At 41.8% G+C, this 10,691-nt stretch carries 10 protein-coding genes; 6 read left to right on the top strand and 4 right to left on the bottom strand.

The annotated features are described in order from the left end of the window. On the bottom strand, positions 1-238 hold a 238-nt coding region (locus tag BLR76_RS09865), incomplete at its 3' end, for a hypothetical protein (protein WP_143009236.1). Positions 239-552: 314 nt separating this feature from the next. Between BLR76_RS09865 and BLR76_RS09860 the strand changes: the two genes are divergently transcribed. The 4 genes from BLR76_RS09860 (at position 553) to BLR76_RS09845 (ending at position 5,242) form a co-directional block, all read left to right on the top strand. Continuing rightward, a complete protein-coding gene (locus BLR76_RS09860; protein ID WP_176759688.1) occupies positions 553-1,323 on the top strand; it encodes an acyl-[acyl-carrier-protein] thioesterase in 771 nt (256 codons plus the stop codon). Beyond that, positions 1,307-2,296: a LacI family DNA-binding transcriptional regulator gene (locus BLR76_RS09855; RefSeq protein ID WP_091268546.1), complete on the top strand. Its 990-nt coding sequence runs from the start codon at positions 1,307-1,309 to the stop codon at positions 2,294-2,296. Before BLR76_RS09860 ends, BLR76_RS09855 begins: the two co-directional genes overlap by 17 nt. A gap of 117 nt (positions 2,297-2,413) precedes the next feature. Further along, on the top strand, positions 2,414-3,784 hold the full coding sequence (locus BLR76_RS09850; protein WP_091268544.1) for a PTS transporter subunit EIIC: 1,371 nt from the start codon (positions 2,414-2,416) through the stop codon (positions 3,782-3,784). A gap of 12 nt (positions 3,785-3,796) precedes the next feature. Next, entirely contained in the window at positions 3,797-5,242 is a 1,446-nt protein-coding gene (locus BLR76_RS09845; RefSeq protein WP_091268543.1) for a glycoside hydrolase family 32 protein, read from the top strand. Between the two features lie 102 nt (positions 5,243-5,344). On the opposite strand, the gene BLR76_RS09840 is transcribed toward BLR76_RS09845, so the two are convergent. Together BLR76_RS09840 and BLR76_RS09835 are read right to left on the bottom strand one after the other, a co-directional pair. Next, a complete protein-coding gene (locus tag BLR76_RS09840; RefSeq protein WP_091268541.1) occupies positions 5,345-6,316 on the bottom strand; it encodes an asparaginase in 972 nt (323 codons plus the stop codon). Between the two features lie 17 nt (positions 6,317-6,333). Then, a complete protein-coding gene (locus BLR76_RS09835; protein ID WP_091268540.1) occupies positions 6,334-6,957 on the bottom strand; it encodes an MBL fold metallo-hydrolase in 624 nt (207 codons plus the stop codon). 290 nt (positions 6,958-7,247) lie between these two features. Here BLR76_RS09835 and BLR76_RS12390 point away from each other — a divergent pair, with 290 nt between their 5' ends. Then, entirely contained in the window at positions 7,248-9,644 is a 2,397-nt protein-coding gene (locus BLR76_RS12390; RefSeq protein WP_218121438.1) for a S8 family serine peptidase, read from the top strand. A 126-nt stretch (positions 9,645-9,770) separates the two neighbouring features. After that, positions 9,771-10,235, top strand: a complete 465-nt coding sequence (locus BLR76_RS09825) for a Dps family protein (protein WP_091268538.1) — start codon at positions 9,771-9,773, stop codon at positions 10,233-10,235. Between the two features lie 262 nt (positions 10,236-10,497). On the opposite strand, the gene BLR76_RS09820 is transcribed toward BLR76_RS09825, so the two are convergent. After that, positions 10,498-10,691, bottom strand: a 194-nt coding sequence (locus BLR76_RS09820; protein ID WP_143009235.1) for a zinc ribbon domain-containing protein, incomplete at its 5' end; no start/stop codon positions are given.

Raw genomic sequence — 10,691 nt, 5'->3', positions numbered from 1 at the left:
GTCGTCGCCTAATTTCAACACCCCCGTAAGAGAATTGAACGGTACGTTTCATTGTTTTCTCTATTTCGTATCCTCGTTCTTTATAGGAATGGATTAGTTCCAAATCAATCATTTCTATTGCTTTAGAAACCAACTCACACATGACTTGTGGAAGGTACTGATCTAATCGTATTTCACTGTCTATTAATGTTTCAGAATCCTTTAATATACTGGCAATTTCTGCTATAATTTGATTCATAAGAAGACCTCTTTTCTGGATTTGTGGTTATCTCTAGATTAAGGGTCTTCTTTCTTTTTGTCTACTTTAATTTCTTGCCCTACTATTTTACTTTCCGACAACTATTTTACACATAGTTTAATTTCAATATAATTAATTATATTCTATTTTTCAGTTATTTATAAGAATGGCCAGATATCAATGATAGATCATGTTTTTTTTGAGCACGTATGGATGATTGTATGATTAGAACTAAGTCATATGAATAAGAATTGTAATTCTATATTTTTGCTTTTATAATTTAATTTAGAATGAAGAATACGAGGAGAAAACTAGTGTACCTATCATATGAAGAAACGAAAGACATTGCCTACTATATGTGTGACCGGACTCAGCGGCTCACTTTACCTATGCTTGTGAATCTGCTGCTGGATGTATCTGAAAAGCAGTCAGACTCCCTGAAACGTGGAGGAGCATACATTAGAGACAGAGGGTTGAGCTGGATCATTTTGCACTATGCCTTTGATATCGGCCGTATGCCAAGGCTGAATGAGACAGTCTACATTGAAACCTTTGCCACAGAATATAATAAGCTGTTTACCTATAGAACGTTTATTGTAAGAGATTCGGACAGAACTGAATTAATTAAAGTAGAAACGACCTTTGCATTACTTGACAGCGAAAAGAGAAAAATGGCACGCATACCTGAAGATATTGTTGCCCCATACAAAGCTGAGTACTCAAAAAGAATCAGACGAAATACGAAACCGGATGAGGTCGATTCAGAAGAGTATAATGAAAAGCAGTATGCCGTACGCTACTTTGATATAGATGGAAATCACCATGTCAATAATTCTCATTATATCAACTGGATACTAGACAGTCTCGACAGTACATTCCTGCTGGACCATGATATTACCAGCGGGGTCATTACATTTAATAAGGAAGTCAGTGAGCATCAGCTCGTCTTCAGTCAGTCCAGTATCAGAAAAGAAGAGAACCTTTATTCTGATCATATAATTAAGACAGAAGACACAGTCCATTGTGCTGCTACATTTACATGGAAAAATGGAGAAAGGAGGAATACGAATGGTCACAATCAATGATATTGCCAGAAAGGCGGGTGTAGCAAAAAGCACAGTCTCCCGATACCTCAATAACGGATCTGTGAGTCGGGAAACACGAAATAAAATTGAAGAGATCATCAGAGAAACTGGATACATGCCTAACAATTTTGCACGAAGCCTCAAAGCGCAGAAGACGAATATGATCGGTGTCATCATTCCGAGACTTAGTTCCGCATCTACAAATGAAGTCCTGTCGGGGATAGATGAGCGCTCTAGACAGCTCGGCTATCAGCTGATCATAACCAATTCCGATCAGGACAGCGAGCGTGAATTCGAAAATATTCAGACCTTGTCAAAACAGAAAGTAGAAGGCATCATCATGTTCGCCCGTGAACTGACACCTGAACATATCGAAGCTGTAAAACAGACTCAGACGCCGTTTCTATTCATCGGACAGAGAGCTGAAGACATACACAGCATCATTCATCAGGATTATGAAGCAGGAGAGAAAATTGGGAAGTATGCACTGGAACTGGGGCATCGTCACTTTCTTTTTATCGGAGTGCCGGAAAAAGACCGTGCAGTAGGGGTAGAACGCAAGCAGGGATTCCTTGACACCGTTAGAGCTGGTCATGGGATAACCATCGACACTATTGAAACAGACTTCTCCCGCTCGTCTGCATATCAGAAGGCACTGAAGTTTCTCCCTGAGACTTTGGCCACTTATATTGTCTGTGCGACGGATAACATAGCCGTAGCTGTGCTTAAAGCATCTAAAGAACTAGGTTATAGTGTTCCAGAAGACTTTTCCTTATCAGGCTTTGGTGGGTATGAAGCAACGGCTTATGTTTCACCGACGATAACTACAGTGAGCTATCCGTACAGAGAAATGGGGCTGGAGTCGGTGGACAAACTGGTCAAACTCATAAATAAAGAGGAAGTTCCTCATGTTAGTGAAATGAAAAACGAGCTGGTCATCAATCAGTCGACCACATTTTTTAAGAAAGTGTAGAAAGTGCTTTCTTTTCTCTTGCAATTAGAACCGGTTCCTGTTATCCTTTAAAGGAACCGGTTCTAATAAAGGAACAGGACTAATATGAAAACGGTTAAAAAGGAAAGGAAGGATCAAATGAAGTACGAAGAGTCAATTAATAAACTGTTCGAAGCAGTTGGAGGTAAAGACAATATTCAGAATTACGAGCATTGTGCCACACGCTTGCGAATAATTTTGAAAGATGACAAGAAAGTAGATAAAGAGAAAGCTGAAAACGTCCCTGAATCTAGAGGATATTTTTTCAACACTGGACAACATCAGTTTATCTTCGGTACAGGGAAAGTAAATTCAGTCTATAGTGAATTAGAACAAGTCATGGGTGGAAGTACCGACGGGTCAGATGACTTTAAAGATAATGTTTATCAGAATCTTAATCCAGTCCAACGTGTCGTGCGTATTTTAGCAGATATTCTTGTTCCATTGATTCCTGCACTGGTCACCACAGGACTTTTGATGGGAGTTAGAGGTTTACTCCTTGAACTTGGATTAAATATGGATGAAAGTACACTTACATTATTTGAAATGCTTACTGATACAGCCTTCGCATTCCTGCCGGTACTTATAGCGTACAGTGCGACAAGGAAATTCGGTGGAAATCCGATTTTAGGTATTGTCGTAGGATTAATGATGGTCGCTCCGCAACTTCCTAACGCATGGGCAGTAGCAGCAGGTAATGCAGATCCATTAGTAATTTTTGGCCTTGATATAGTGGGATATCAGGGATCAATTTTCCCTGCAATCATAGTAGGGTGGATGGTCTCCAAGCTCGAAAAATGGTTCAGGACATTTATTCCTCAAATGATGGACCTGGTCGTCACCCCGTTTTTATCTATTACAATTACACTTACAGTTATGCTATTTATCTTAGGTCCGATTCTTCAGGTAGCAGAGTCTACAGTTATTAATAGTATTGTGTACCTTATAGAAGCACCGTTAGGTATAGGTTATATAATCTTTGGCGGACTACAGCAGCTCATCGTTATCACAGGACTGCATCACTCAATTGGAATTATTGAAATCAGTCTTCTGAATAACACTGGAGAAAACATCATTCAGACTCTGACTACTGTCAGTATGGCTGGCCAGTTCGGAGCAGCTATCGGAGCTTCACTGCTATTTAAAGACAAGGTCAAACGATCAAATGCTATCAGTTCAGCTGTTCCAACATTATTCGGTATCACTGAACCGCTTCTTTTCGGAGTTAACTTGAGATCTCTAAGAGTGTTTGGGTCAGGTATCGCGGCTGGAGCACTAGGTGGTTTCGTAACATACCTATTAGGTCTAACATCTACTGGTATGGGAATCACATTCCTTCCAGGACTACTCCTATACACTGGAGACTGGATTGCTATGATCCAGTATATTGCCGTAACAGCCATTTCGTTTACCGCTGGCTTCCTGTTAGTTAGAGTACAAGGTAGTGCTATAAGAGAAAGTTTTAAATAAGAGGAGAAGTTGATGAGTAATTTGAATGAAGCTTACTGGGAAACATTTGAAGCAAAAAGAAAAAAACTTAAGAGTGAAATTGCGAATGATCCATGGAGGCTGACGTTTCATCAGATGCCTGAAACGGGCTGGTTGAATGATCCGAATGGTGCTATTCAATTCAATGGGACGTATCACTTATATCATCAGTATGTTCCTGACAATCCAGAAGGTGGTCTAGTACACTGGGGCCACAAGACATCTGCTGATATGGTCAATTTTCACGAGGAAGAGATATTTCTTTCACCAGAAGAAACATATGACAGAGATGGTGTGTACTCAGGAAGTGCGCTTGAAAATAATGGGATTATTCATTACTTTTATACAGGAAATGTAAAAAATGATGGAGATCATGACTATACTTTTAGTGGACGAGAGCAGAACACCATCCATATGACAAGCAAAGATGGGTTCACTATTGATAGTAAGCGAGTCGTTATTGCACATGAAGATTATCCTGAAGGTTTCACCGATCACATCAGAGATCCTAAAGTCTTCGAAAAAGAAGGAACCTTTTATATGATACTTGGTGCCAGAGCACTAAACCATAGAGGTAAAATCCTGATATACAGCTCCAAGGATTTGGACCATTGGCATTATGAAGGTGTATTTCTGGAAGGCGATAAAGAGATGGGGTATATGTTTGAATGTCCTGATTTCTTTGAGACGGAAGAAAGGGATGTAGTTATTTTCTCTCCGCAGGGATTAAAGGCTACAAAACATGCTTACTCGAATGTCCATAATGCCGGGTATTATTTAGGTCATGTCGACTGGGACAACCTATCTTTTATACCTGAAAGTTCGTTTAAAGAGCTTGACCGTGGCTTTGACTTTTATGCCCCTCAGACATTTGAGGACGAATCCGGGCGACGCATTCTCTGGGGATGGATGGGACTTGGAGATATAAGTCCTGAGTACTCAAATCCTACAGTTGCTCGAGGCTGGCAGCACGCCATGACTCTGCCCAGGGAACTCACTGTAGAGAATGGACAGTTGAAACAGCGGCCACTCAAAGAATACGAATCACTTAGAAAAAATGAAGTTAAGACAGCAGTAAAAGTATCTGAATCGTATGAACTGGAAAATCAGAACCCTCGCACATTCGAACTGATTCTGACTCTAGAGCAACTTGGCGAATCACTGTCTGTCCATATGAAAGAGGATACGGTCCTCTCATATGACGGACAGATATTCAGCTTAGCTCACGGGCCTTCCGGCTTTGGGCGTTCTGAAAGAACAGTCGAAGTTGAGGATCTGACTCGCATCCATGTCATTGCTGATACTTCTTCGATCGAGATTTTTCTTAATGATGGAGATTACGTCCTTTCAACTCGTGTCTATCCGAAACATGAGAAAGATACGATCCGTTTTGAAGGGGATGCTGAACTGTCCATTGAGAAATGGGATCTTGAAATCTGACCAATAAAGCATTCAGATTATTTAAATCCGACAAATAAGCCTGAGGCAAGCGACATATATCGCTTGCCTCGGGCTTATTTTTTTTGAATTAAGGTGTGTGCTTTATTTTTTAAAGATCAAGTCGATCTGTTTATTATCAAAAGCCTGTTCCAAAAGAATCAGCAGTTTAATTCGTGCTTTCGGACCTGAAAGTCCTGGGGCAAATATCACTCCAAGCTCTTTCAAGTGTTTACCTCCGCCTGTATAAGCATAGATATCCTGGGCTATTCCATTAAATGCTCTGGAAGTAATAACGACAGGAATATTTTTTTCAAGAATTTTCTTTAGTCCCGGTAAAGCAGCAGGGGGCAAATTACCAGCACCGAGTGCCTCTATGACCAAGCCGTCCAGATCAGTACTGAGCAGGGCATCAAACAGCGTACTGTCCATACCCGCATAAGACTTAAGCATACAGACGTTCTTATCAGCTTTTTTGATTGGATACGTTTCGTTGAAAATCAGTTTCTGAAAGAATCGGACCTCATGCTTTGAAACGATACCAATCGGTCCGAAAGTGGGGGTTCTGAAGGTAGCAACATTTGTTGTATGTGTTTTTGTAACATACCGCGCTGTATGAATCTCTTCGTTTAGAACAACCAGTACCCCTTTATCTCTCGCATCAGGAGAAAGAGAGGTCCATATAGCATTCTGCAAGTTACGTACGCCGTCTGAACCAAGTTCATCAATAGGGCGCATAGCTCCTGTGAGAACTACAGGAAAAGGACTGTCTAGAGTAAGGTCCAGAAAATAGGCTGTTTCTTCAAGTGTATCTGTGCCATGAGTAATGACTGCTCCATCATAAATGTTTTCTTCAGCGGCTTGCATCAGTCTTTTCTGAAGGCTAAGCATATCATGCGGTGTCACATGAGGAGAAGGAAGCTGAAAGATATCCTCTTCATTAATTTCCAGATTTTCTTCAAACAAGTGACTGTACTGGTGTAGCGGATGCTCGTCGCTTGGCTTTACCGCTCCTGTACGCTGGTCTGTACTCATCGAAATGGTTCCACCAGTGTGAAGTAATAAAATTCGTTTCAATCGCCTAGACCTCTTTTCTAATTGAAATATGGATTTGTCTTTTTTTCGTTACCGATCGTCGTCTGCATGCCATGTCCTGAGTAGACAATGGTATCATCTGAAAGTCTAAACAATTCTTTTTCTATAGAGGGAATCAGTTTTTCCGGTTCGCTTCCAGGCAAATCGGTTCTGCCGATACTGCCTTTGAATAAGGCATCCCCTGAAAGAACGAAGCCATCTTTTTCAAAAATGAAACTTACGCCGCCAGGAGAATGTCCTGGAGTTGAGACGACTTCAAATGTAAATGGACCGATCGATACGGTTTCTGTAGGATTGAAAGTAAATTCTGCCTCTCTTGCTGTTATTTTGTGTGTGCCGTAGACAGACAGGTTTTTAGATGGGTCTCCCAGCCAGTCCTTTTCTTCCGGGCTGACATAAACTGGAATATCATAGTCGACTCTAAGGTCTTCTAGTGCGCCAATGTGATCATAATGCGTGTGTGTCAACAGGATTGCTAAAGGCCGCACACCCAGTTCTTCCAGTTCATCCTTGATTTTACTCGTTTCATCTCCAGGATCGACAATAAGTGCATCTGTTCCTGAATAAATTAAATAACAGTTTTCCTGGATCACTCCAGTGATGATTTTTCTTACTTGAGTCATAGATTTTCCTCCTTGTCATTCATGTATAAGTATAACTGATTCTGATAAAGCTGTCGAAAAAGATACAATCACTGAGTAAAAAAGAATAAGTGTTTTTTGGCAGGAGGAAGTGTGCTAAATAGAACAACTTGAATATAAATAGTTATAATTTGTCTATGTTTGTTTATGTTATAAAAAGTGTTGCAGTTCATAATAGGGTGTGCTAATCTTTTTATTAATATATTATTAGAAATGATGGATATTCATTATAAAATGTTAATGATTCGATTAAGGAGAAAAGGAGTAGTCAAATGAAAAATAAGTTCACTTCAATTTTCGCAGGATCGATGTCTCTACTATTAGGGATATCTTCCGTATCGTCAATCAGTCAAGTCAGTGCAGAAGGAAACGGTGGGAATTCAGAAGGATCTGGTCCAAAACTTCATCTGGATTCAGATCTGCTGTCGGATGACATTTTAACAGTCATTGTTGAACTTGAAGAAGAAGCGGTCCTTCAGGCAAAACAGCAGGGACGTTCTCAGTCTGAGTTCAGATTATCTGTAGAACGGGAACGCATTCTAAATGAATTAGCAGCAGCCGGTGGACAGGCCGAAGTCAATCAGGAATACGATCAGCTTTTCTCAGGCTTTTCTGTCGACCTGTCTGAAAGTGATATCGGTAAGCTTCTGATGATCGAGGGTGTCAAATCAGTCTATCCTGATCAGGAGTATGAAGTGACTGATACACAGCAGTTCGATGTCAACGAAGTCACTCCAGAAATGCTAGACAGCGCACCTTACATAGAGGCTTTTGAAGCCTGGGATACCGGGTACACTGGAAAAGGAGTAACTGTAGCTGTGATTGATACTGGAGTGGATTATACACATCCGGATCTGGTTCATGCTTTCGGTGACTATAAAGGATGGGATTTTGTAGATAATGACGATGATCCTCAGGAAACCTTGATTGGAGATGTTCTTAATCCGTCTCTGGCAACCAATCACGGGACACATGTGGCTGGAACGATCGCAGCTAACGGAGGGATAAAAGGGGTAGCACCTGATGCGAATCTGCTTGCCTACCGCGTACTTGGGCCCGGTGGAAGTGGAACAACGAGTGATGTTGTAGCGGCAATTGAGCGTGCGGTCGAAGATGGGGTAGATATTATGAACCTGTCTTTAGGTGCAACAGTTAATAATCCTGATTTTCCTACTTCAATTGCTTTAGATACGGCCATGGGAGAAGGGGTAGTGGCCATTACAGCTAACGGAAATACCGGACCTCAGAACTGGACAGTCGGTTCACCTGGGACGTCAAGAGATGCCATCTCTGTTGGGGCAACTCGGCTGCCTTACAATGTATTCAGTGCATCGGTTACTACCGGTTCATCCATAGAGTATCCTTCCATTGAAGTAATGGGCTACCCTAGCGAAGAGGACCTGCTTGCACTCGATGGACAGACTCTGGAATTTGTCTATGCTGGACTGGGAAGTCCCGAGGAACTTGCTTCTGTTGATGTTGAAGAGAAAATTGCTCTGATTCAACGCGGTGCTATTCCTTTTGTAGAGAAAGCACAGAATGCTAAGGATGCTGGAGCCGTCGGTGTGATTTTGTTTAACAATGTAGAAGGAAGCCAGCCGGAAATTCCAGGCATGGCCGAGCCTACACTAATGGCCTCTTTAGAAGATGGCCAAAAGTTCCTTCAGGATCTTGAGAATGGCTTTAATACAGTGACACTAGCAGCTTCATTTAGTCATGTTGTCGGCGAAACAGTAGCCGATTTCTCTTCCAGAGGGCCTGTGATGACAAACTGGATGATCAAACCCGATGTGGTCGCACCTGGTGTCAGTATTATCAGCACAGTTCCAGGTCCAGCGTATGCATCTCTACAGGGAACAAGTATGGCCGCTCCTCATGTAGCTGGGGCAGCAGCTCTTATCCTTGAAGCTCACCCGGACTGGAGCGTCGATTTTGTTAAGGCTGCTTTAATGAATACAGCTGAACAGCTTACTGACAGAGAGGGTCAAGTGTATCTGCATAATACACAAGGAGCAGGAAGTGTTCGTGTGCTTCAGGCGATCGAGGCTGAAACTCTTATCATTCCGGGAAGTCATTCTTTCGGTGTTTTCGAGAAGCAGAAAGGACGAGAGGTACGAAGACAGAGCTTTGAGATTCATAATCTGTCAGACAGCAGAAAACGTCATACTGTCAGTTTTTCCGGAAACAACGGGATCAAAGTCAGCAACAGCAACAATCTGAATATTCAGGCCGGCAGATCAAATTCATTCAACTTCAATGTACAGGTGGATGCCTCTAATCTGGAACCGGGTTATGTCGAGGGCACCTTTACAATCAGTGATGGAGTCAAGTCATATGATGTACCGACTATCCTGTTTATTCAGGAACCGGATTTCCCGCTTCTGAATGACGTACAATTCGGTCTGATGGACGGCCTGCTGCTCGGGTTAGCCAATCTGACGACAGATGTCGATCAGTTCTCATTGCGTGTCCGAAATGCTGATACAGGCGAACTGCTGACGGAAACGGCTGTTAGTCAGAACGTACCAAGAGGTGAACATTTCTTCGTCTGGGATATGCTGATCGATGGTCAGCCACTTGGACCAGGAAATTATGCGTTGAATCCTACTGCAGTATTAGGTGGAAGAGAAACTGAACTGGACGGCGCTGTCCTGACAGTCGGACCATAATAACAAGCTGAAAGAACCAGAAGAGGCCCCTTACTTCTTCTGGTTTTTTTGAGCATTTCAATTGAAATTGTGAGGGATGTATCATAAACTATAGAAAGAACAAATATTTTAGGAGGCGTTTGATCAATGGCAACAGAATCAGTAACAAGTTATCTGAACAATCTGGTAGCAACTCAGGGCCTTTTCTATATTAAACTGCACCAGGCACACTGGTATATTAAAGGACCGGCATTTTTTGAACTGCATGTGAAGCTGGAAGAGTACTATGACGAACTGACAGAACATTTTGATGCAACTGCAGAAAGACTGCTGCAGCTGGGCGGGGAACCGTATTCTACTTTGAAAGAATTTATCGATCACTCAACGATTAAAGAAGCACCCGGTGAGAAGCATTTAGGTGAAGAAGACATGATCGAATCAGTCGTTCATGATTTTGAAACATTGAGAGATGAATTATCTAAAGGAATCGACATGTTTGATGAAGCGAACGATGATGTAACCGTAGATATTCTGACTGAACAGAAAACCTATGTCGACCAGACGATCTGGATGCTGTGGGCGTTTCTAGGAAAAAATGCACTAGGCGAATAACGGGATAGCAAGAAGAGTCAGCATCCGCTGGCTCTTTTTTAATGTGCAAAAACACGTACAGGTATGGTACTATAAAGTATATTTTTTATGATGAGGGATTATGGTCAATGACCCGGCACTAAAGTACCGGGCTTGTAACTCTAAGCGCAATAGTACAAAACGCTTGATTCCAAGCTCCTATTTTAGGTTACTTCTCGTAAAGGACTACCCTTTACCCGCAGATTGACTTCTACGGCAATACACAGAATATATCATGTGTACCTTAATTTATTTCGACTTTCGTATAGCAGGGACGTTTGGTTCCGGATATCCACTCTGTTCCTAATTGCTGAATATTTATGGCAGCTACTCGGTCATCGTTTGATTTATAGGCACAATTTTTACAAAAGAAAGCATGTTCCCTGTTCAAGCGATTTTCCTTGTCTATAGTCCCGCATTTTGGACAGCGCTGGCTCG

This window comes from Alkalibacterium thalassium, from assembly GCF_900101165.1.
GTDB classification, from domain to species: Bacteria; Bacillota; Bacilli; order Lactobacillales; family Carnobacteriaceae_A; genus Alkalibacterium; species Alkalibacterium indicireducens.
Note: the sequence above shows the minus strand (reverse complement) of the source record. Positions and strands in the feature narration are given on the sequence as shown.

Excerpts from the sequence above, each read along its gene's own strand:
- BLR76_RS09835 (WP_091268540.1), bottom strand. The coding sequence starts at position 6,957 with ATGACTCAAGTAAGAAAAATCATCACTGGAGTGATCCAGGAAAACTGT.
- BLR76_RS09845 (WP_091268543.1), top strand. The coding sequence starts at position 3,797 with ATGAGTAATTTGAATGAAGCTTACTGGGAAACATTTGAAGCAAAAAGA.
- BLR76_RS09855 (WP_091268546.1), top strand. The coding sequence starts at position 1,307 with ATGGTCACAATCAATGATATTGCCAGAAAGGCGGGTGTAGCAAAAAGC.
- BLR76_RS09850 (WP_091268544.1), top strand. The coding sequence starts at position 2,414 with ATGAAGTACGAAGAGTCAATTAATAAACTGTTCGAAGCAGTTGGAGGT.
- BLR76_RS12390 (WP_218121438.1), top strand. The coding sequence starts at position 7,248 with ATGAAAAATAAGTTCACTTCAATTTTCGCAGGATCGATGTCTCTACTA.
- BLR76_RS09825 (WP_091268538.1), top strand. The coding sequence starts at position 9,771 with ATGGCAACAGAATCAGTAACAAGTTATCTGAACAATCTGGTAGCAACT.